Annotated in this window: 21 protein-coding genes; 20 read left to right on the top strand and 1 reads right to left on the bottom strand. The window is 39.0% G+C overall.

Going from position 1 to position 21863, the window contains the following annotated elements; all coding sequences use genetic code 11:
- Positions 1-17: 17 nt before the first annotated feature.
- Positions 18-662, bottom strand: coding sequence for a YigZ family protein (locus IGJ19_RS10035; RefSeq protein WP_071866783.1), 645 nt, complete (start codon positions 660-662; stop codon positions 18-20).
- A 131-nt stretch (positions 663-793) separates the two neighbouring features.
- On the opposite strand from IGJ19_RS10035, the gene IGJ19_RS10030 reads away from it, so the two are divergent.
- The 20 genes from IGJ19_RS10030 to IGJ19_RS09935 all read left to right on the top strand — a co-directional run bounded on the left by IGJ19_RS10030 (position 794) and on the right by IGJ19_RS09935 (position 21685).
- The gene (locus IGJ19_RS10030; RefSeq protein ID WP_010734907.1) at positions 794-1084 is read left to right on the top strand and encodes a DUF7662 domain-containing protein; all 291 of its coding nucleotides are present in this window, start codon (positions 794-796) and stop codon (positions 1082-1084) included.
- A gap of 263 nt (positions 1085-1347) precedes the next feature.
- Positions 1348-2673, top strand: coding sequence for a DEAD/DEAH box helicase (locus IGJ19_RS10025; RefSeq protein ID WP_142433284.1), 1326 nt, complete (start codon positions 1348-1350; stop codon positions 2671-2673).
- Positions 2674-2812: 139 nt separating this feature from the next.
- Positions 2813-3355, top strand: a complete 543-nt coding sequence (locus IGJ19_RS10020) for a ComF family protein (RefSeq protein ID WP_240145263.1) — start codon at positions 2813-2815, stop codon at positions 3353-3355.
- A gap of 136 nt (positions 3356-3491) precedes the next feature.
- On the top strand, positions 3492-4043 hold the full coding sequence (gene hpf / locus IGJ19_RS10015) for a ribosome hibernation-promoting factor, HPF/YfiA family (RefSeq protein WP_010734910.1): 552 nt from the start codon (positions 3492-3494) through the stop codon (positions 4041-4043).
- Positions 4044-4259: 216 nt separating this feature from the next.
- Positions 4260-6794, top strand: coding sequence for a preprotein translocase subunit SecA (gene secA, locus IGJ19_RS10010; RefSeq protein ID WP_086334961.1), 2535 nt, complete (start codon positions 4260-4262; stop codon positions 6792-6794).
- Between the two features lie 382 nt (positions 6795-7176).
- Positions 7177-8275 (top strand): peptide chain release factor 2 gene (prfB, locus tag IGJ19_RS10005; RefSeq protein ID WP_181880069.1). Its coding sequence is split into 2 segments (ribosomal slippage): positions 7177-7248 and positions 7250-8275, totalling 1098 coding nucleotides; the frame shifts between segments, so codons are not numbered across the junction.
- Positions 8276-8385: 110 nt separating this feature from the next.
- The gene (gene ftsE / locus IGJ19_RS10000) at positions 8386-9072 is read left to right on the top strand and encodes a cell division ATP-binding protein FtsE (protein WP_071866757.1); all 687 of its coding nucleotides are present in this window, start codon (positions 8386-8388) and stop codon (positions 9070-9072) included.
- Positions 9065-9949 carry a permease-like cell division protein FtsX gene (gene ftsX, locus IGJ19_RS09995; protein ID WP_307725285.1) on the top strand — a complete coding sequence of 295 codons (885 nt, stop codon included), beginning with the start codon at positions 9065-9067 and terminating at the stop codon, positions 9947-9949. Before ftsE ends, ftsX begins: the two co-directional genes overlap by 8 nt.
- Positions 9950-10173: 224 nt before the next feature.
- Entirely contained in the window at positions 10174-11622 is a 1449-nt protein-coding gene (gene cls, locus IGJ19_RS09990) for a cardiolipin synthase (RefSeq protein ID WP_071866759.1), read from the top strand.
- Positions 11623-11969: 347 nt separating this feature from the next.
- A complete protein-coding gene (locus IGJ19_RS09985) occupies positions 11970-12824 on the top strand; it encodes a phosphate ABC transporter substrate-binding protein PstS (RefSeq protein ID WP_071866760.1) in 855 nt (284 codons plus the stop codon).
- A 115-nt stretch (positions 12825-12939) separates the two neighbouring features.
- Positions 12940-13860, top strand: coding sequence for a phosphate ABC transporter permease subunit PstC (gene pstC, locus IGJ19_RS09980; protein WP_034687410.1), 921 nt, complete (start codon positions 12940-12942; stop codon positions 13858-13860).
- Positions 13860-14744 carry a phosphate ABC transporter permease PstA gene (pstA, locus tag IGJ19_RS09975; protein ID WP_071866761.1) on the top strand — a complete coding sequence of 295 codons (885 nt, stop codon included), beginning with the start codon at positions 13860-13862 and terminating at the stop codon, positions 14742-14744. The genes pstC and pstA overlap by 1 nt, the downstream gene beginning before the upstream one ends.
- A 14-nt stretch (positions 14745-14758) precedes the next feature.
- A complete protein-coding gene (gene pstB, locus IGJ19_RS09970; RefSeq protein ID WP_074799553.1) occupies positions 14759-15565 on the top strand; it encodes a phosphate ABC transporter ATP-binding protein PstB in 807 nt (268 codons plus the stop codon).
- 15 nt (positions 15566-15580) lie between these two features.
- On the top strand, positions 15581-16339 hold the full coding sequence (gene pstB / locus IGJ19_RS09965; protein WP_010734920.1) for a phosphate ABC transporter ATP-binding protein PstB: 759 nt from the start codon (positions 15581-15583) through the stop codon (positions 16337-16339).
- A 12-nt stretch (positions 16340-16351) separates the two neighbouring features.
- A complete protein-coding gene (gene phoU / locus IGJ19_RS09960) occupies positions 16352-17038 on the top strand; it encodes a phosphate signaling complex protein PhoU (protein WP_074799552.1) in 687 nt (228 codons plus the stop codon).
- Between the two features lie 344 nt (positions 17039-17382).
- Positions 17383-18429 carry a YibE/F family protein gene (locus IGJ19_RS09955; protein WP_430603870.1) on the top strand — a complete coding sequence of 349 codons (1047 nt, stop codon included), beginning with the start codon at positions 17383-17385 and terminating at the stop codon, positions 18427-18429.
- Complete coding sequence (locus tag IGJ19_RS09950; protein ID WP_074799550.1) at positions 18429-19187, top strand: YibE/F family protein; 759 nt, start codon at positions 18429-18431, stop codon at positions 19185-19187. Before IGJ19_RS09955 ends, IGJ19_RS09950 begins: the two co-directional genes overlap by 1 nt.
- A 111-nt stretch (positions 19188-19298) precedes the next feature.
- Positions 19299-20870, top strand: coding sequence for a daptomycin-sensing surface protein LiaX (gene liaX, locus IGJ19_RS09945; protein ID WP_430603868.1), 1572 nt, complete (start codon positions 19299-19301; stop codon positions 20868-20870).
- Between the two features lie 153 nt (positions 20871-21023).
- Positions 21024-21329, top strand: coding sequence for a PspC domain-containing protein (locus IGJ19_RS09940; protein ID WP_010734926.1), 306 nt, complete (start codon positions 21024-21026; stop codon positions 21327-21329).
- Entirely contained in the window at positions 21329-21685 is a 357-nt protein-coding gene (locus IGJ19_RS09935) for a phage holin family protein (RefSeq protein ID WP_010734927.1), read from the top strand. Before IGJ19_RS09940 ends, IGJ19_RS09935 begins: the two co-directional genes overlap by 1 nt.
- Positions 21686-21863: the final 178 nt, after the last annotated feature.

The raw sequence follows: 21863 nt of genomic DNA, 5'->3' as shown, positions 1-21863 counted from the left end.
TTTCTATATGATCCGGCTTAGTCTCTTGTTTGAATGAGTTGTTCATAATAAGAAACAGCTCCTTCAGTAAATGTCACTTGACCGCTCAAAAGTTCAATGATAGCTTCTTGGAACGCAGTGACCTCTTTTTCATTGATCATGCAAACAACGATGACTTTTTCTGTATAGCGGATTTCTTTCACATTCACCTGCTGAAGTGCCAAGAAGTTTTCTATTTTTCCTAGTTGGGGATAGGCAATATGAATCGATAGTTCTTGTTGTAATGTCCCTTCAACAATGCCGATTTCTTGTAATGCGTGGGAAACCGAATGCGCATATGCACGAATCAAGCCACCTGCACCTAACTTGATCCCGCCGAAATAACGAGTCACAACAGCAGCCACATTGATCAGTTCATTTTTTTTGATGACTTCTAACATCGGTACACCGGCAGTTCCACTTGGTTCACCATCATCACTGCTTCGTTGGATCTCATTTTTTTCACCAATCACGAACGCACTGCAATTATGATTGGCTTTCCAATGTTCTTTTTTCGTTTCTTGGATAAATTGTTTTGCTTCTGCTTCTGTTTCTACTCGTTTCAGTGAGCAGATAAAACGTGATTTTTTTATTTCAAGCTCACTTTGACCATTTTCTTTGATCGTGTAATAACGTTCTAACATCTGTTTCACTACTTTCATTGTTTGTTCTCGTCTCTTTTCAAGTATAGAGAATTTTTTTCTGCATGACAATTATGTTAATAGTTGCTTAACGAAGGGAATATGGGATAATAAAGAAAAGTGAGGTGCGTAACATGAAAGAACGAGTCAAAAAGTATGATGCCATCACTCATTATTTAAAGACAAATGGTGGCTCTCAAATCACGCTGACATTTACTCAAATCGATGAGTTGCTTTTTCCAAGTAGTGCCTTGCCCCGTTCTGCACGAGAAAGTACTGATTGGTGGGCGAACGACTATAAACATCCTGAAAAAGGCGCCTATGGCTGGATCAATGCTGGCTATGAAGTGGTGGTCATCAATTTAGAAAAAGAATTTATCGTATTCAATCAATTAGTCAAATCCAGTTGGTTGTTTGACGAATAACTATTTTTCTAGCTGTTGATCCAATCTCTCGATTCAAGTCCAATTTTAGGTCTAGCTACATATATCAGTATGATCTGAGTCCGAAAGTTTCTGTTAAAGAAATGGTCCGCGGATTCAGTTTCATACTTTTTTTGTTTTCCATTGAAATCATCGCGTTCGTTCGTCCGCTGATTAGCTGATTTTCTAATTGGATCAATCCGATTGATTCTGCATGAAGGATTTCTTTTTTTGCGTATCTATTTTGCGAAGGGAGAGAAGTACACATGCACGCGGAAGATTTTTTTGGCAGACGATTATTAACTAGAGAAGTATATGGGAATGAACATTCTTATAAAAAATTGAACTATGAAGTGGTCGATGCAGTCACAGTAAAAAAGAAGCAGCTTTATTGCAATCGTTGCAGTCAAACGACCCCTTTGAAATCAGCAAGGCTCAATGCGTCTACCTACTACTGTCCCCACTGTCTGTTTTTGGGGCGTTGCGATACCCTGCAACAGCTCTACTTATTCGAACAACCAAATGGAAAGAAGCGTCATGTAAATCACTATTGGGAAGGTCAATTAACAACACTACAACAGCAAATTTCAGATGATCTATGTGAACGATCGGGTGAGCATTTGGTTTGGGCAGTTACAGGCTCAGGCAAGACAGAGATGCTTTACGCCAGTATCCACGCTACCTTAGCTAAAGGTGGGAGAGTTGCTATCGCCTCACCAAGGATCGATGTTTGTCAGGAATTATACCTACGACTTAGCCAGGTCTTCCCAGAAGAAACGATCCGCTTGCTTCATGGGAAATCAGAAGGACCTGATCGCTATGGTTCTTTAGTGATTTGTACGACGCATCAGTTGTATCGTTTTTACCGAGCATTTGCTCTTTTAGTAGTAGATGAAGTGGATGCTTTTCCATTTGTGGGGGATCAAGGGTTAGCTTATGCAGTGGCAACCGCGCTACAAAGAAATGGCCAACTGATATATTTAAGTGCGACACCCGATGACCAGTTATTGAAAAAAAGCCGAACAGCTATGAGTGTTCATCAGTTGGCTTTACGCTTTCATCAGCGATTATTGCCAGAACCGAAACTGCTTTTTTGGGATCAGTGGGCAAATCGCTGTTTGCACCCAAAAAAGAATCAACGATTGTGTCGCTTGATCCAAGAGCTAGTCAAAGAAAACCATGTGCTATTGTTTTGCCCGAGTATCTCTTTAATGGAGCAATTGGAGAAACAATTAAAAAAACAATTGCCTTGTCGTATGACATCCGCCTCTTCAAAAGATGAAGCACGTAGTAGCAAAGTCCAAAATATGAGAGAGCAACACTACGATGTGTTTTTGACCACGATGATCTTAGAGCGTGGGGTGACTTTTGAACGGATCTCAGTCATTGTTTTAGGCGCCGACCATCCGGTATTCAGCAAATCATCACTGGTCCAAATTGCTGGACGTGCCGATCGAAAGGGAGGATTCACGAATAGTCAGGTCTATTTTTTCTATGAAGAAAAGACGCGTGCTATCGTAAAAGCGTGTAAAGAAATCAAACAAATGAATAAAAAAGGAAAAGAGCAACGAGATGAAATGCGTATATTGTAAGAAAATATTTAGCAGAAATATAACAATCGGTGAATTGCTTGGACTGAAAAAAGTAGCGAGATGTTGCCAGGAATGTCAATTCTTATTTCAACGAATACGACAGAAGAGTCGCCACCAGTGTGAAGGCTGCCAAAAAGTATTGAATAAACAGGCGATTGATCAACATGACTATTGCCGAGATTGCTTGAATTGGCAGGCACGTTACCCTGACTATCGTTTTTGTCATCGTGCGTTCTTCCGCTACGATCAAGCGTTCCGTACTTGGCTCAAACAATATAAATTCATGGGGGATATCCTGTTGGCACATACATTTAGCGTAGAGTTGCAAGAATTGCGAAAACAATACAAGTCATTTGTTTTTTGTCCGATTCCATTGTCTACAGAAAGGATCAACGAAAGAGGATTTAACCAAGTGAGTGAACTATTGAGAGCTGCTGGGCTTCCTTTTCAAGAATTGCTGATCAGAGAAAAACACCATATACCACAATCCAAGAAAACAAGAGTGCAACGTTTGATTACGACCCAACCATTTGTTTATCAGCCATCTACACCTACAATCAAAGGGGAAAATATCTTGCTGATCGATGATGTTTATACGACTGGCCAAACGATGTTCCATGCAGCGTCCTGCCTTTTGGCGCAGTCACCCAATAAAGTACAGACGTTCTCACTTGCTAGATAAGCTTTTTGTAGAAACAGTAGTAAAATGACAGCGATTTAGTTTGCAAATGCTTACGAGTTCGATATAATAGAAGTAAGAAGAGGGAAAGAGTGGTCCTTCTCCTTCTTGATTGTGGTAGATGAAAGGGGTAGTTTTTATGTTTAGATATAATGTACGCGGCGAAAATATCGAGGTAACTGAAGCGATTCGTGACTACGTAGAGAAAAAAGTAGGAAAATTAGAACGTTATTTCAGCGATGCTCCCGATGCTACGGCGCATGTGAATTTAAAAGTTTATACTGAAAAAACAGCAAAAGTGGAAGTTACGATTCCATTACCTTATCTCGTATTACGTGCCGAAGAAACTTCACCTGATCTATATGCAAGTATTGATTTGGTTGTTGATAAATTGGAACGTCAAATCCGCAAATTCAAAACAAAAATCAATCGTAAATCTCGTGAAACTGGTTTGAATACAGCAAATGCGGCGGTTATGTTCAATAATGAAGACGAAGAAGAAAATGAGTCTGAATTAGATATCGTTCGTACAAAACGCTTGTCATTGAAACCAATGGACAGCGAAGAAGCTGTTTTACAAATGAATATGTTAGGCCATAACTTTTTCATCTTTGAAGATGCAGAAACGAATGGTACAAGCATTGTTTACCGTCGTAAAGATGGCAAATATGGATTGATCGAAACTGATTGATAAATAACGAAATAATAACATGAAAAAAACTTGCAGTGGTCTCGAATGACTACTGCAAGCTTTTTTTTCGGATTGGATAGATAAAAAGAATATGAAATAATTATGAAGATATCACTTTAATTGACTTAAGTTATTTCATTTATCCACAACTAATGATAAAATAAGAAACAGAGTCTACATAGTTTGGATATTATATAAAAGGAGATTAAACAACGCATGGCCAATTTTATTCGTTCGATTATCGAAAATGATAAGAAAGAACTAAAACGTTTAGAAAGTATTGTAAAGAAAATCGAAGCTCATGCTGATGATATGGCAGCATTAACAGATGAACAATTACAAGCAAAGACAACCGAATTTAAGGAAAGATATAAAAAAGGGGAAACATTAGATCAACTTTTACCAGAAGCTTTCGCAGTCGTTCGTGAAGCAGCAAAACGCGTATTAGGGTTGTACCCTTACCCTGTGCAGTTAATGGGGGGGATCGTCCTTCATGATGGAAATATTCCAGAGATGCGTACCGGTGAAGGGAAAACCTTGACTGCTACGATGCCTGTTTATTTAAATGCTTTGACAGGAGAAGGCGTTCACGTAGTTACTGTCAATGAATACTTGTCTACTCGTGACTCCAATGAGATGGGTGAGTTATACAACTTCTTAGGTTTGACAGTTGGTTTGAATATCAATTCAAAATCAGCAGATGAAAAACGTGAAGCCTACAATTGTGACATTACGTATAGTACAAACAACGAGCTAGGGTTTGACTATTTGAGAGACAACATGGTTGTTTATCGTCATCAAATGGTACAACGTCCATTGAACTATGCGATCGTCGATGAAGTCGATTCGATCTTGATCGATGAAGCAAGAACGCCATTGATCATTTCTGGACAAGCAGAAAAGTCAACTGCGTTATATACGCGTGCTGATAACTTTGTCAAACGATTGAAAGAAGAAGAAGATTATAAAATCGATGTTCAATCAAAAACGATCAGCTTGACTGAAGCTGGAATTGAAAAAGCGGAAGAAACTTTCGGTTTAGATAACTTATATGATATCGAAAATTCTGCTTTAACGCATCATATCGATCAATCATTACGCGCAAACTATATCATGATTTTAGATATCGACTATGTGGTCCAAGATGGAAAAGTAATGATCGTTGACCAATTTACTGGTCGTATCATGGATGGACGCCGTTATTCTGATGGCTTGCACCAAGCGATTGAAGCCAAAGAAGGCGTAGAAATCGAAGATGAAACAAAAACGATGGCATCGATCACATTCCAAAACTATTTCCGTATGTACAAGAAATTATCTGGTATGACAGGGACAGCGAAGACAGAAGAAGAAGAGTTTAGAGAAATCTACAACATCCAAGTCATTCAAATCCCTACAAATCGTCCGGTCATTCGTGATGATCGTCCAGATTTGTTATATCCGACATTGACAAGCAAGTTCAATGCAGTCGTTCAAGATATCAAAGATCGTTACCGTAAAGGACAACCTGTTCTTGTAGGTACCGTCGCTGTTGAAACGTCTGAATTGCTTTCTGATTTATTGAACCGAGAACGCGTACCTCATGAAGTACTAAATGCCAAAAACCACTTTAAAGAAGCCGAGATCATCATGAATGCTGGTCAAAAAGGGGCAGTTACGATTGCAACGAACATGGCTGGTCGTGGTACGGATATCAAGTTAGGTCTAGGTGTTCGTGAGTTGGGTGGCTTAGCTGTTATTGGTACAGAACGTCACGAATCAAGACGTATCGATAACCAGTTACGTGGACGTGCAGGTCGTCAAGGAGATCCAGGGATGTCACAATTCTACTTGTCTCTTGAAGATGACTTGATGAAACGATTCGGTTCGGAACGAATCAAAGCTTTCTTGGAACGCATGAAGATCGGTGAAGAGGATGCAGTGATCCAAAGTAAGATGTTGTCGAAACAAGTTGAATCAGCGCAAAAACGTGTAGAAGGAAACAACTACGACACACGTAAAAACGTTCTTCAATACGATGATGTGATGCGTGAACAACGTGAAGTCATCTATAAACAACGTCAAGACGTGATCATGGAAGAAACAAGTCTATCTGAACCATTGATGAATATGGTCAAACGAACAATCAGTCGAGTAGTGGATGCCCACACGCAACTTGAGAAAGAAAACTGGAACCTTGAAGGAATCGTCGACTTTGCTGGTAGTACACTTGTCCATGAAGACAGTATTTCAATGGCTGATCTAGAAGGCAAGACACCACAACAAATCAAAGATTTCTTAAATGAAAAAGCACAAGAAATCTTTAATACGAAAGCTTCACAATTAAATGGTCCTGAGCAATTGCTTGAGTTTGAAAAAGTCGTGATCTTACGTGTTGTCGATTCAAAATGGACAGACCACATCGATGCAATGGATCAATTACGTCAATCGATCGGACTACGTGCCTACGGACAAAACAATCCACTTGTCGAATATCAAACAGAAGGCTACAAAATGTTTGAAGACATGATTGGTGCAATCGAATACGAAGTAACACGTATCTTTATGAAAGCAGAGATCCGTCAAAACGTCCAACGTGAACAAGTGTCTCAAGGACAGCCTGTTCAACCAACAGAAGGCGGCGCGAAAGAAAACAGTCGATTGAATGTGAAATCACAGCCTGTCAGTGTCAATAAAGTTGGTCGTAATGACCCTTGTCCATGTGGCAGTGGTAAAAAATTCAAAAATTGTCACGGCAAGAATGAAATGTAATCTTTCCTATTGAAAGAAATCGTTCATACTGAACAATAAGATTTGATCAATTCAGAAAAGGAACTTCCCTCATATGAGAGTGATCGTTCCTTTTCACAAACTAAAATAGATAGGGAATCTTAAAGCACTATTTTTTGTTTTATGACTTCCCTGAGGTCAAGCAGTACTGAGCCTCAAGAAATAAGGTGGAATCCGCAAAAATCGTTCGTTGAATTTTTGTGGATTCCACCTTATTTCCGAAGAGGTTACTTTTGGGACACACTACCATTAAGAACGGAATGAAAAAGGGAAAGTGGCAAGCTTGTCGCATCTTATTCTTTCTGTTCGTTCAAGATTCTGGTAGACTAAACAATGAAGATTAGACAGAAAGAAGGAAATCGAAATGGAAATTTCTGAAATTCGAAACCTCCTAACCGAAATGCAAGAGAAAGTCACAAGTTTTAGGGGGTCTCTTTGACTTAGATCAGCTGGAAGAAGATATTGCTGAAGCAGAAGCAAAAATGGCTGAACCAGGTTTTTGGGATGATAGTGAAGCTGCACAAAAAGTGATCAATGAAAATAATGCAAACAAAGAAACCTATGATCAGTTCAATGAACTCGCACAAGAGCTAGAAGAACTAGAATTGATGGTGGAAATGTTACAAGAAGAGCCAGATGCGCAAATGCAAGAAGAAGCACAAGAGCGAATCAGTGCGTTAGCTGAAAAAATGACGACTTACGAATTAGCCATGTTACTAGATGGACCTTATGACCGCAATAACGCCATCGTCGAGCTGCATCCAGGTGCTGGGGGAACAGAATCTCAAGACTGGGGAAGTATGTTGTTACGAATGTACACCCGTTGGTCAGAGCAACACAACTACCAAGTGGAAATGTTAGATTACCAAGCTGGTGATGAAGCTGGAATCAAAAGTGTGACATTATTGATCAAAGGGCATAATGCTTATGGTTATTTGAAATCAGAAAAAGGCGTTCACCGTCTGGTTCGGATCTCGCCATTTGATTCGGCGAAACGCCGACATACGTCATTTTGTTCGGTCGATGTCATGCCAGAATTAGATGACATGATCGACATCGAGGTCAATCCTGATGATTTGAAGATCGACACTTACCGAGCAAGTGGAGCGGGTGGACAGCATATCAACAAAACAGAATCTGCTGTACGGATCACGCATTTGCCAACAGGAACGGTCGTTGCCAGTCAGGCACAACGCTCACAATTAAAAAACCGTGAACAAGCGATGGGGATGCTGAAAGCGAAACTTTATCAATTGGAAGTTGAAAAGAAAGAACAAGAAGCAGCAGCACTACGTGGGGAACAAATGGAAATTGGCTGGGGCTCACAAATCCGTTCTTATGTTTTCCATCCTTATTCGATGGTCAAAGATCATCGGACCAATGTAGAAACAGGAAATGTCCAAGCAGTGATGGATGGCGAGTTAGACCCATTCATCGATGGCTATTTAAAAATGCACATGTAGCTTACTCACGATTAATAGTAAATTGAAATAAAATTGTAAGATTTCGAAAGCAAGCTGAAACATTCCCATGCTATAATGACTAAAGACTGAAAAGATATGGAGAGAACGCCATGATTGAAATGAAGGATGTAATGAAGAAGTACTCAAATGGTACCACAGCTATCCGAAATCTCTCGATCGTCATTGACCAAGGAGAGTTTGTCTATGTAGTAGGACCATCTGGTGCTGGTAAATCTACATTCATCAAGTTGATGTACCGAGAAGAAAAAGCAACGAAGGGCACGCTGAACGTTGCTGGCCATGATCTGATAGATATCAAGGATCGTGAAGTACCTTATTTACGTAGAGAAATCGGAGTAGTTTTCCAAGACTATAAATTGTTACCTCGAAAAACAGTATATGAAAATGTCGCGTATGCGATGCAAGTCATCGGCAGAAAACCTCGTGACATAAAAAAACGTGTCATGGAAGTTTTAGATTTAGTCGGCTTGAAACATAAAGTACGTGTTTTCCCAAGTGAATTGTCAGGTGGGGAACAACAACGTGTTTCGATTGCCCGGGCAATTGTGAATACACCAAAAGTATTGATTGCAGATGAACCGACAGGAAACTTAGACCCGGAAAACTCATGGGAAATCATGAAGTTGTTGGATCGAATCAATGCCCAAGGAACGACTGTTGTTATGGCTACACATAATAGTACGATCGTTAATACAATTCGTCACCGCGTAATCGCCATTGAAAATGGCCGGATTATTCGTGACCAAGCGGAAGGGGAATATGGATACGATGATTAGAACCTTTTTCCGCCATTTATTAGAAAGTATCAAAAGTTTAAAACGTAACGGTTGGATGACTGTCGCATCAATCAGTGCAGTAACGATCACATTGACATTAGTTGGAGTATTTATGGCAATCATCATGAATGCGACTAAATTAGCTGAAGACATCGAAGGTAACGTGGATGTTTCTGTGTTCGTTGATATCGGAACGAATGAGAAAGATATGGAAACGCTCGAAAAGGAATTGAATGAGCTTGATCATGTCAATAAAGTTGAATTTTCAAGTAAAGACCAAGAATTAAAGAAAATCCAGGATCAAATGGGTGATTCTTGGAGTTTATTTGAAGGAGACGGTAATCCGTTATACGATGTGTATGTTGTAACAACGACACAACCTTCTTATACAAAAGAAGTTTCTGAAGAAGCTGCGAAGTTAAAAAATGTTTTCCGTTCGGATTATGGTGGTACTTCGTCTGACCGAATCTTTAATATTGCTGCGGCAGTGCGTACATGGGGATTAGCAGCAGCTGCCTTGTTATTGTTTGTCGCGATGTTCTTGATCTCAAATACGATTCGTATCACGATCATTTCACGGCAAAGAGAGATCCAGATCATGCGTTTAGTTGGTGCCAAGAATGGCTATATCCGTTGGCCTTTCTTCCTTGAAGGTGGTTGGATCGGTTTGATCGGAGCCATTATTCCTGTATTGATCCTCACTTTTGGGTATCAGGAAGTATACAGATTGCTCAATCCAACCTTGTTGCGCTCAAATTATTCATTGATACAGCCACAGGATATCGTTTGGAAAATTGACGCATTGATGGCCGGTATTGGTATCATTATTGGTTCATTAGGTTCGATTATTTCAATGAGAAGATTTTTGAAATTTTAAACAAAGATATGAAGCAGACCAGTGGGAGCGATCCTGCTGGTTTTTTTTATAAAATTTTTTTTATACGTAAAATCTATTTTATAGAAAAATATACTTACTCTATCCTGTCTATCTATAGTATTCTAAGAAAGTCGGTTTTTCTGATAGACAAATCAGTGGTTTTTCTTTACTTTAAAAAACAACTTCGCTATCCTAAGGAGGATAGCCGGATAAGAGGTGAGGCAATGGATATTATTTTTGACAATTTTTCGACGATCTTACTACTTACGAATACATTATTATCTTTAGTGATCGTTTTTACCGAAAGAAAAGAAACTGCTCAAACTTGGGCATGGTTACTTGTACTGACTTTTATCCCGATCCTAGGGTTTTTCCTTTACATTTTCTTTGGACGTGGGATTTCAAAAGATAAGATTTTTGATTTGAAGATCCAAGGAAAGATCGGTAAGAACTTAGAAATCGAAGAGGATCGACAGGCATTGATGCGGGGATTATATCCACATCCTCCGACTGGGCAAGTGGATGTCAAACAGTTGATTTATATGTTAACTGTTGGAGAAAGCACACTGTATACCACAAGCAATGACGTTACGCTGTTCACCGATGGAAGAGAAAAATTTGATCGTTTGATCGAGGACATTGAACAGGCAACTGATCATATCCATCTACAATATTATATTTATCGTAGCGATAGCTTAGGGATCGAGGTATGCCAAGCATTGACTTCTGCTGTCCGCAGAGGGGTGCAAGTAAGAGTTTTACTGGATGCATGGGGATCGACGGAAGTTTCAACCAAATTTTTCCATGAGTTAAAAGAAGCTGGTGGAGAAGTTGCTTTCTTTTTTCCTCTTTTTGTTCCTTATCTGAACCCGCGAATCAATTATCGAAATCATCGAAAGATCGTAGTAATCGATGGGAAAATTGGTTATACGGGTGGATTCAATGTGGGAAATGAGTATTTGGGTCTCGTGCAAAAATTTGGTTATTGGCGAGATAATCATTTGCGTATCTATGGTGAAGGAGTCTATGCGTTACAAAATCGCTTCTTGATGGATTGGAATTCTCAACATACAAAAGAAGTAAACTATGCGGCGCGCTTTTTCCCAAGTATTGCATCAACTGGTGAGATTGCCTTACAGGTCGTGACGAGTGGACCTGATTCAGAACATGAACAAATCAAAATGACGTACCTTAAAATGATCTCATTGGCTAAGCGGGAGATTTTGATCCAAACGCCTTATTATATTCCAGATGAATCAATCCATGAAGCGTTGAAATTGGCATTGTTATCCGGTGTAAAGGTCCATTTGCAGATCCCAAATAAACCAGATCATCCATTAGTCTATTGGGCAACGTATTCTTTTGCCGCTGAATTGATCGAATATGGTGCTGTCATTGAAACATATGAGAATGGATTCATCCATGCGAAAACAATGATCATCGATAGCGGGATCGTTTCTGTAGGTTCAGCAAATATCGACGTTCGTTCTTTCCGGTTAGATTTTGAGGTCAATACACTGATCTATGACGAACGGATCGCTACCCAAGTGCGAGGGGCATTTTTTGAAGATTCAAAGGTTTCTGATCGTTTGACAAAAGAACGTTACGAGGCTCGGGGCTGGATGATCAAGCTAAAAGAAGGATTGGCTCGACTTGTTTCGCCACTCTTGTAAAAAACTGAACAAAAAAGGACATGAAATACACTCATAAGAGCAGACTTTCATGTCCTTTTCTATCGGGGCCATTTCTGTAGTTTTATTACAAGAAATGGAGAAAGCGTCTCGCAAGAGCGGGAATTAACTTTTGGGGTATTTCTTGTTTTTTGGGGAAAGCAAGAAATAAGTTAATGCTTGCTTGATACAGAGACACATTTCAATGCCAGTATAGCATAGAAAAATTTATTGAGATAGTATTTTTTTTAATTAAATTAAATTATTTGTTATTTAATAAAATCAATTGATTTTCAAGTAATAGTGAAAATGTTAAAATGGAAATACTTTAGGATTGAAGGAGATTTCTAATGAAAAAATTACGATTAATAATACCAATGATAGCACTATTTATAACAATGTCTGGGTGTTCAAACCTGGTCGACCAAGGAGAATCGATCACAGCGGTGGGATCATCCGCTTTACAACCTTTAGTTGAAACGGTTGCTGAGACATATCAATCAGAAAATCCCGGCAAATTTGTTAATGTACAAGGTGGCGGAAGTGGTACTGGTTTATCGCAAGTCCAATCAGGCGCTGTTGAGATTGGTAATTCCGATTTGTTCGCAGAGGAGAAATCAGGGATCGATGCGTCCGCACTGATCGACCATCGAGTAGCAGTAGTGGGCATCACACCAATTGTCAATAAAGAGGTCGGCATCGAAAACATTTCGATGGAAGATTTGAAAAAAGTATTTACTGGTGAACTGACGAACTGGAAACAACTAGGTGGAAAAGATCAGCCAATCGTGATCTTGAACCGTGCAGCAGGTAGTGGAACGAGAGCTACTTTTGAAAAATGGGTCTTAGACGGTGAAACAGCGATTCGTTCCCAGGAGCAAGATTCTAGTGGGATGGTCCGTCAAATCGTTGCTGATACGCCAGGAGCAATCAGCTATGTCGCATTCTCTTACGTATCAAAAGATGTGGATACACTGAAAATCGACGGAGTTGAGCCAACAGACGAGAATGTCACAACGAATGATTGGACGATTTGGGCATATGAGCATATGTATACGCGAAAAGACACAAGTCAATTAACGAAAGACTTTTTAGCCTATATCTTATCAGATGAAGTGCAAAAAAATATTGTCGGTGATTTAGGCTATATTCCAGTGTCGAGTATGAAAGTTGAACGCGATTGGGAAGGTAATGTGGTGAATTAACCATCTTTACACAAAATTTACAAAGTTAGCAAAAAATTTACATGTTATTAAAATCAAATTGATATTCGCTTAGTAGACTGTATAGGTATGTTAAAGGACCAAGGAGGAATCATCTGTGGAAGATGTAAAAAAAGCACTAGTAACTAAATCCAAGCGCTCGAAAATGGAACAACGTGGAAAGTTTATCAGCTTTTTATGTATTGCATTGATTGTAGTGGTTGTTTTAGCAATATTTTATTTTGTTGCCAGCAAAGGGTTAGCGACCTTTTTTGTTGATAAAATCAATGTTTTTGATTTCTTATTTGGAACAAATTGGAATCCGAGCGCACTCGGACCTGATGGAAAACCAATGGTAGGAGCCCTACCAATGATCGCGGGTTCGTTTATCGTTACTTTTTTATCTGCGATCATTGCAACACCTTTTGCCATCGGAGCAGCTGTGTTCATGACAGAAATCTCTCCGAAAAACGGAACAAAGATTTTACAACCGGTCATTGAACTGCTTGTAGGTATTCCTTCAGTTGTTTATGGTTTTATCGGTCTATCCGTCATCGTTCCATTCATTCGTGGCATTTTTGGCGGAACTGGTTTTGGTATTTTAGCCGGAACATTTGTGTTGTTCGTAATGATCTTACCAACGGTTACGACGATGACAGTCGATGCGTTAAAAGCCGTACCAAGACACTATCGTGAAGCTTCCCTTGCGTTGGGCGCAACGAGATGGCAAACCACATATAAAGTAGTCTTACGTGCAGCAATTCCTGGGATCTTGACAGCTATCGTCTTTGGGATGGCTCGTGCCTTTGGTGAAGCCTTAGCGATCCAAATGGTTATCGGTAATGCGGCATTGATGCCAACAAGCTTTACCACTCCAGCTGCAACGCTGACATCGATCTTGACGATGGGTATCGGTAATACGATCATGGGTACCGTTGAAAACAACGTGTTATGGTCTTTAGCCTTGATCCTACTCTTGATGTCATTATTCTTTAATATCGTTATCCGCTTGATTGGTAAGAAGGGAGAATTGAAATAATGAATGCAAAACGTTCTGATAAAATAGCAACAGGTGTCTTATATGTGATTTCAGGCATCATCGTCCTGATCCTCGCTGCGTTGCTTCTTTATATTTTAGTTCGCGGTATCCCGCATATCTCATGGTCATTCTTGACTGAACCATCAAAAGCGTATCAAGAAGGTGGCGGGATCGGTATCCAATTATTCAACTCCATCTATTTACTGATCATCACGATGATCATCAGTTTTCCGATTTCACTCGGTGCAGGGATCTATTTATCTGAATATGCAGGGAAGAACTGGTTGACAGATGTGATCCGCACATCCATCGAGATTCTTAGCTCATTGCCTTCTGTTGTTGTCGGTTTATTTGGATTCTTGGTTTTCGTTATCCAATTCCAATATGGGTTCTCGATCATTTCAGGTGCGTTGGCATTGACAGTATTCAACTTGCCTTTATTGACTCGTACGGTCGAGGAATCTTTACAAGCTGTCCATTATACCCAACGTGAAGCTGGTTTAGCTCTAGGATTGTCTCGCTGGGAAACAGTGCTTCGTGTCGTCGTTCCAGAAGCGACACCAGGTATTTTGACAGGGGTCATCTTGAGTTCTGGTCGTATTTTCGGTGAGGCCGCAGCGTTGATCTATACCGCTGGTCAAAGTGCGCCAGCCTTAGATTTTACTAACTGGAATCCATTTAGCATTTCAAGCCCGATCGGTATCTTCCGACAAGCTGAAACACTAGCTGTCCACATTTGGAAAATCAATACAGAAGGAACGATGCCCGATGGTGTTTCCGTTTCAGCAGGAGCTTCTGCAGTATTGATCATCGCTGTGTTACTATTCAACTTTGGTGCTCGAGCAATTGGGAAACGTCTGCACCGTAAAATGACTTCAGCTTAAGGAGAAGAAGCAGAATGAAAGAATATAATATGAATGAAACCAACATCATCAAAATGGGCGCTGAAAAAGATATCGCGCTACATACAGATGATTTGCATGTATGGTATGGCGATAACGAAGCCATTAAAGGTGTCAATCTTGAATTTGAAAAGAATAAAATCACTGCATTGATCGGACCATCAGGGTGTGGGAAATCCACTTATCTACGTTCATTGAATCGAATGAACGATGGGATCGCAAACACGAAGATCACTGGAAAGATCATGTATAAAGATGTGGATGTCAATGCACCACAAATCGATGTTTATGAAATGCGTAAACGAATCGGTATGGTGTTCCAACGTCCGAATCCTTTTAGTAAATCGATCTATGACAATATTACGTTTGCCTTGAAACAGCATGGTGAGAAAAACAAACAAAAACTAGACGAGATCGTCGAAACTAGTTTGAAGCAAGCGGCATTATGGGATCAAGTCAAAGATAGTTTGAATAAAAGTGCTTTGGCGTTATCAGGTGGACAACAGCAACGTCTTTGCATCGCTCGCGCAATCGCGATGAAACCAGATATTTTATTGCTTGATGAACCAGCGAGTGCGTTAGACCCAATTTCAACTGGGACTGTCGAAGAAACGTTAGTCAACTTAAAAGAAGATTATACGATTATTATTGTGACTCACAATATGCAACAAGCTGCCCGAATCAGTGATTACACTGCGTTCTTCTATCTTGGAAATGTGATCGAGTATGACAAGACGAATAAGATATTTACTAGACCTAAGATTCAGGCAACTGAAGACTATGTGTCCGGTCATTTTGGTTAAGACGGAGGACTTGCTATGACAAAAGAAATTATTTCATCAAAAGATCTTCATCTGTATTATGGGGAAAAAGAAGCCTTGAAAGGCATTGATCTAAGTTTCAATAAAGGCGAGATCACTGCGATGATCGGACCATCTGGTTGTGGGAAATCTACTTATTTACGTTCATTGAATCGTATGAATGATTTGATCCCTGGTGTAACGATCACTGGTAGTGTCGTATACAAAGGCAATGATATTTACAGTCCTAAAACAGATATCGTTGGACTGCGTAAAGAAATCGGTATGGTGTTCCAACAACCAAATCCTTTTCCATTTTCAATCTATGAAAATGTCATTTATGGGTTGAAAATCAAAGGTGAAAAAGACAAAAAAGTGTTAGACCAAGTAGTAGAAGAAAGCTTGAAAGCAGCATCTGTTTGGGAAGATGTCAAAGATAAATTGCATAAAAGTGCGTTGTCTTTATCAGGGGGACAACAACAGCGAGTGTGTATCGCCCGCGTGCTAGCTGTCAATCCAGAAATTATTTTATTAGATGAGCCTACTAGTGCCTTAGATCCAGTCTCTACTGGTAAAATAGAAAGTATGTTATTAGAGTTAAGAGAACGTTATACGATGATCATCGTGACTCACAATATGTCACAAGCATCCCGTATCTCAGACAAAACAGCTTTCTTCTTAGATGGCAATTTGATCGAGTTTAACAATACGAAAAAAATATTTATGAATCCAGATAAAAAAGAAACGGAAGATTATATCTCAGGACGATTTGGATAAGGAGGAAAGAGGATGTTACGAACACAATTTGAAGAAGAATTATTGAACCTTCATAATCAATTTTACGAAATGGGCATGATGGTTAGTAATGCGGTGCATAAATCAGTGCGCTCTTATACAAAACACGACAAAGTTCTTGCAAAAGAAGTAATTGAAAATGACATTATGATCAATGATATGGAAACACGATTAGAGAAAAAAAGTTTTGAAATGATTGCTTTGCAACAACCGGTGACAACTGATCTACGAACGATCATCACAGTAATGAAAGCAAGTTCAGATTTAGAGCGTATGGCCGACCACGCAGTTTCTATCGCTAAATCAACGATTCGTCTTAAGGGAGAAACAAGAATTCCTGAAATCGAAAAAGAAATCTCTGATATGTCTGATTATGTCAAAAAAATGGTAGATAATGTCTTAGTCGCTTACGTTAAAACAGATGAAAAGGACGCACGTACGATTGCAAATATGGATCATCGTGTCAATGAATCCTTCAATCGGATCTACAATGCAACGATCAAAAATATGCAATCAAATCCCGAAACTGTCATCAGTGGAACAGACTATGTCAACGTAGCAAGTTATTTAGAGCGGATCGGTGATTACGTAACAAATATCTGTGAATGGATCGTGTATCTAGCTACAGGTAAAATCACTGAGTTGAACACAAATCATAACGAAGAGACTAATCAAAGATAAAAATCATTCGCTGATTTTTGTCAAATGCTGATCAGTATTTCTGAGAAATAAGCGCCAACTTCCGAAAAGAGAGATATATTTTTGGAAGTTGGCTTTTTTATTAATATAGAAGACAATTATTCGAGATTTGCGATGATTAATTGTTTGTTGTTATCCATTCCATCAATTTTAAGGATCAGGTACATTAGACATCCTGTTCCTTCTAAAAATGAATAAACGGTGTTCAAGAAGTAACACTTCGGACATAAGTCAAAAAAATCAAAAATGAAAAAGCCATTTTTCGATTTTTCTGCCTTATTCCTTAGTGCTGATCGCTTCTTTCACAACCTCAGAAAGGAAGGCGTATGCAGAAAAAAAATCGATTATTGATCAAATGTTTGATTCTTTGTAGTTGTTTTGTGGCCGCATGGGTAATCCAACATGCCACTGAATGGTACGAAGACCCAATCATGCAAGTACAGCAAGTATCGCTAGAAAATGAACAACAAGTAATCAAAGGAGAATTGATGAATACGCAAGCGAAAGGAACAGAACTGACTCTGTTTATTCCGCACCAAGAAAATCAGATCGAACATGCAAAAGCTAAGACGAATCAACTTTATCTCGTACGTAAAATTGGAGATGAGTGGCAGATACTCAGCAAAAAAAATGACGGCTGGTTATTCCTTTTTACCAGTTTATTTATCTGTTCACTCTTATTCGTAGGCGGAAAAGCAGGCGTATTCACTTTGATCAGTGTAGGACTCAATCTCTTGTTATTGATTTTACTTCTTCAGGGTTTCACGCAGACTCAAGGGATATCATTGGTGATGACGAGCATCCTTTTTGTCTTTCTAGGAACGATCATTTGCGTTCTTGCCTTAGATGGTTGGCAACAAGGTGGACTGATAAAAATCGTCGCAACGATGACGAGTGTAGGTGTAGCTTTTCTAATTTGTTTGTTCGCAATGGATTATTTGAACGATCAAGGATTACGGTATGAGGAAATGAGTTACTTGACTCGACCGTATCGTTCCGTTTTTTTAGCTAGTTTATTAGTAGGGATGACTGGTGGTGTGTTGGATACAGTTGTCACAGTCACGACTACTTTAGATGAGTTGGTGAGTAAACAACCAAAAATAACGGTGAAACGATTGTGGCAGTCTGGTCAAATGGTGGGACAAGATGTAATTGGCTCCATGACGAATATCTTACTATTCGTATACGTCAGTGGGACGATCCCGATGTTACTTGTATACTTTAACAATGGTTGGCCCTTGAGAGATGCAATTGAGTTGCACCTCTCGTTGGAATTGCTACGTGTGATCAGCGGAAGTCTAGGTATTGTCCTTTCAATTCCCATTACACTTTTCTGCTATTTAGGCCATTTGAAGTATCGGAGGGCGATTTGATGAATGTACTTTTGCTCTTAGCGCTTCTCTTAGTGCTATTGATTTTACTGGTTGGTGGGAAAAATGGGTTTTATACGATCTTAGGGCTGTTCATTAACGTCCTATTGTTTTTCCTTCTATTGCTCCTGTATCATTTTCGTTTGCCAATATTACCAAGTGCCATCGTGATTTTTTTGTTGATCACTAGTGTCACATTGTTTTTTGTTAATGGCTACAATCTTAAAATGAAAGCAGCTTTTCTTAGTGTATTACTTTTTTTAGTGGTTTTCTTAGTGGTGACTCCGTTTCTTTCTGAATTAGCGATCCAAGGGTTTACAAGGATTGAATTAGATGAGCTGACAGGGTTCGATTTGCACGTACCCTTGGATTTTTTCGCATTGACACGAGCAATTTTATTGATCAGTGTGAGTGGAGCCGTGTTAGACGCAAGTGTATCTATCGCTAGTGCGACCTATGAAGTATACGTCACAGATCCATTACAAAGCTATCGTGAATTAGTAAAATCGAGTATACGGATCGGTAGAAAAATTTTAGCTACAACAGTAACGACATTGGTTTTTGCTTTTATGGGAAATTGTTTAGCCCTGATATTATGGTTTATTGATCTAGAGTTGTCTTTTGGCCAGTTGATCAACGAAAAAACTTTCGTTTTGGAGTATGTGACTGTAGTGGTCACGACAAGTGCAGCGATCCTTGTTTTACCGATAACATCAGTCATTTCTTCAATTTTATTCACTCGACAGAAAAAATCATCCTAAGAATGAGAGAAAGTTACAACTTAAGTCCTATGACTTTTTCTTCAAATCATTGCATAATGTGTATGTAAGGAAAAGCTTGCAAACAATTTTTGCTATAAGGAGGCAATTTCCATGAAAGAAAGAGAACGTATTTTAGAATTAGTTAAAAAAGGCATCCTTTCAACAGAAGAAGGTTTAGACCTATTGGAGAGTATGGCAACTGAAAAAGATGAAAAGCAAATCGCAAAAGAGGCAGATCGTGTACATGCTGATCGTAAAGAAAAAGATCAAGCAAGCCGTTTGGTCGATGAACTTGAAAATGGCAAAGCTGAACGTGAAGCAGTAGAACCAGATCCGAGACAAAAAGAACAAGAAGACAAAGAGAATCTAGAAAAAATCTTAGATGAATTGGCGACTGAAGCGAACAAAACTTCTGCGCATTTAGATGAGGTCAACGCAAAACTTTTTGAAAATAAAATTGCACGCAATGAAAAACAGGAAACATTGATGCAATTGAATACAAAAGAAGAGTTGGATCAACTAACAGAAGAAGAATTGACACAACGTCAACAATTGGAGCAAGAAGTCAAAGAACTTGAAGAAGCTGGAGATCTCTTATCTGAAGAACGGATCAAGCTTGAAGCTGAATTAAAAGATATCCGCAAAAACCAATGGTCTGAGAAAAAAGACACCTTTGCTGAGAAATTTGACTTGCCAGAAGATTGGAAAGAACAAGCAAATGACACATTGAACCAAGTCGGCGAAAAAATGACTGAAGCTGGAAGTCAACTAGGTAAATTCTTAAAGAAAACCTTCCAAAATGTTTCTGTCACAGTGAATGACAATATGGAATGGAAAGATGTCAGCTTGCGAGTACCTGGCATCGCTACAACTAAATTTGAACACGAATTTTACTATAGCGCACCACAAGCAAGTATTATCGACATCAAAGCGGCAAATGGGAATGTAACCTTGAAAACTTGGGATAGCGAAGACGTAAAAGTCGAAGCGAAAATCAAGCTTTATGGAAAAATGGGTGCAGAGCCTTATGAAGCATTTGCTGAACGCAGCCAGATCGAAGTCAATGAAGAACATATTTCTTTCCAAATCCCGAACAAACGTGTACGTGCCGATTTAGTCTTCTACTTACCAAAACGCACGTATGACCATACAGCAATCAAATTACTCAATGGTAATATTGTAGTTGAAGACTTAGATGTAAAAGATATTTACATGAAATCAACAAACGGCAATATCTTGGTTGACCAAATGGCTGCAACGATGCTTGAGATTGGTGGAGTCAACGGGAATATCGATGTCCGTAATGGAGATATTTTAGATTCAATCATTGAAACAGTCAACGGTACAGTTACTTTTGGCGCAACACCAGAAAACTTAGCGATTTCATTAGTCAATGGGGATGTTCGTCTGACAGTGAAAGAAGATCGTTTGAAGAAAATCGAAGCAAGCTCAGTCAATGGTAACGTAAAAGTTGCATTGCCAACAACCATCGGTATGGACGGTCATGCAAAAACAAGTTTAGGTAGTATCAATAGCCGCCTGTCTGATTATGAAGTGATCCGTGAAAAGAAAGAGCGCACGAATCAAATGTTAGAATTCCGTCGCGTTTCTGAAAATGAAATGGCGAAAATCGAATTGTCTACTACAACAGGTAGTATCTATTTAAAAGATACAGATAAATAATTTTTTCGCTTCGTCCTTCAGAAAGAAGAAGGCGAAGCGAAAATCATACTTATAAGAAACAAATAATAGGTTTATTATTTCAATAAATCTTCCGGAGTAAGATTGTTTTAGTATCTTTCTTCCATTAAAATAGGAGAACAGAGGTGAAAGAAAATGAAAAAAAAGTTGACAAAATCAAATAAAAATATTGTATTGACTGGTACTTTAGCCGGGATTGCTGAATATCTTGGGATTGATCCAACAGTTGTTCGTGTCATTTACGTCTTCTTGAGTTTAGTTGCATTCGGAAGCCCAATTATTTTATACATTCTGTTGGCTTTACTTGTGCCTTCAGGAAAGAATAATCAACGTCGTTATGGACATGACAACGACTATTATCAAAAAAACAACTACAGAGAACAAACGAATAAACGAAAAGAGGCAGAGAAAATCAACGATGACGAATGGAGTGACTTTTAATGTCTTATCTTCAACGTATTGTTGTTAGTACGCTGACGTTTATCTCTCTGGCAGTTATTTTTCCAAATATGATATTTGTGAATAGTATTTGGACCGCAGTTGTGGCGAGTTTTGTTCTTTCTGTGCTGAATCTATTAGTCAAGCCATTCATTATGTTTTTATCGATCCCCTTTACCTTGTTGACGTTTGGATTATTCACTTTTGTGATCAACGCATTGATTTTACAAATGACCTCCTTCTTTGTCGGAGCAGCTAATTTTAGCTTTTCATCATTTGGATCAGCTATAATGATTGCAGTGATCATGTCATTCGTAAATATCATCGTTAGCAATCGTAATATGAACAGGAATCGTTAGAAAACAATGCAAAGGACAATAAAGCACAATCAAATAAGTGGAAAGAGGAAGTGGCAATTGTCGCTTCCTCTTCTTATTTCTAAAGAAATGATAGCGATTTCTTGATCGGTGCTTGCCATAAAAAACGAGTGTAATGAAAAGGATATCCCTTGTTTTTTTTATTGGTAGTACTTTTATC

The organism is Enterococcus sp. DIV1368b (genome assembly GCF_050529595.1).
Taxonomy (GTDB): domain Bacteria; phylum Bacillota; class Bacilli; order Lactobacillales; family Enterococcaceae; genus Enterococcus_B; species Enterococcus_B mundtii.
The sequence above is the reverse complement of the archived record's forward strand: the minus strand, read 5'-3'. Positions and strand labels throughout refer to the sequence as shown.

Bases quoted from the DNA above. Each gene is read 5' to 3' on its own strand.
- IGJ19_RS10035 (WP_071866783.1), bottom strand. From the start codon at position 662: ATGTTAGAACGTTATTACACGATCAAAGAAAATGGTCAAAGTGAGCTT.
- IGJ19_RS10030 (WP_010734907.1), top strand. From the start codon at position 794: ATGAAAGAACGAGTCAAAAAGTATGATGCCATCACTCATTATTTAAAG.
- IGJ19_RS10025 (WP_142433284.1), top strand. From the start codon at position 1,348: ATGCACGCGGAAGATTTTTTTGGCAGACGATTATTAACTAGAGAAGTA.
- hpf (WP_010734910.1), top strand. From the start codon at position 3,492: ATGTTTAGATATAATGTACGCGGCGAAAATATCGAGGTAACTGAAGCG.
- secA (WP_086334961.1), top strand. From the start codon at position 4,260: ATGGCCAATTTTATTCGTTCGATTATCGAAAATGATAAGAAAGAACTA.
- ftsE (WP_071866757.1), top strand. From the start codon at position 8,386: ATGATTGAAATGAAGGATGTAATGAAGAAGTACTCAAATGGTACCACA.
- ftsX (WP_307725285.1), top strand. From the start codon at position 9,065: ATGATTAGAACCTTTTTCCGCCATTTATTAGAAAGTATCAAAAGTTTA.
- cls (WP_071866759.1), top strand. From the start codon at position 10,174: ATGGATATTATTTTTGACAATTTTTCGACGATCTTACTACTTACGAAT.
- IGJ19_RS09985 (WP_071866760.1), top strand. From the start codon at position 11,970: ATGAAAAAATTACGATTAATAATACCAATGATAGCACTATTTATAACA.
- pstA (WP_071866761.1), top strand. From the start codon at position 13,860: ATGAATGCAAAACGTTCTGATAAAATAGCAACAGGTGTCTTATATGTG.
- pstB (WP_074799553.1), top strand. From the start codon at position 14,759: ATGAAAGAATATAATATGAATGAAACCAACATCATCAAAATGGGCGCT.
- pstB (WP_010734920.1), top strand. From the start codon at position 15,581: ATGACAAAAGAAATTATTTCATCAAAAGATCTTCATCTGTATTATGGG.
- phoU (WP_074799552.1), top strand. From the start codon at position 16,352: ATGTTACGAACACAATTTGAAGAAGAATTATTGAACCTTCATAATCAA.
- IGJ19_RS09955 (WP_430603870.1), top strand. From the start codon at position 17,383: ATGCAGAAAAAAAATCGATTATTGATCAAATGTTTGATTCTTTGTAGT.
- IGJ19_RS09950 (WP_074799550.1), top strand. From the start codon at position 18,429: ATGAATGTACTTTTGCTCTTAGCGCTTCTCTTAGTGCTATTGATTTTA.
- liaX (WP_430603868.1), top strand. From the start codon at position 19,299: ATGAAAGAAAGAGAACGTATTTTAGAATTAGTTAAAAAAGGCATCCTT.
- IGJ19_RS09940 (WP_010734926.1), top strand. From the start codon at position 21,024: ATGAAAAAAAAGTTGACAAAATCAAATAAAAATATTGTATTGACTGGT.
- IGJ19_RS09935 (WP_010734927.1), top strand. From the start codon at position 21,329: ATGTCTTATCTTCAACGTATTGTTGTTAGTACGCTGACGTTTATCTCT.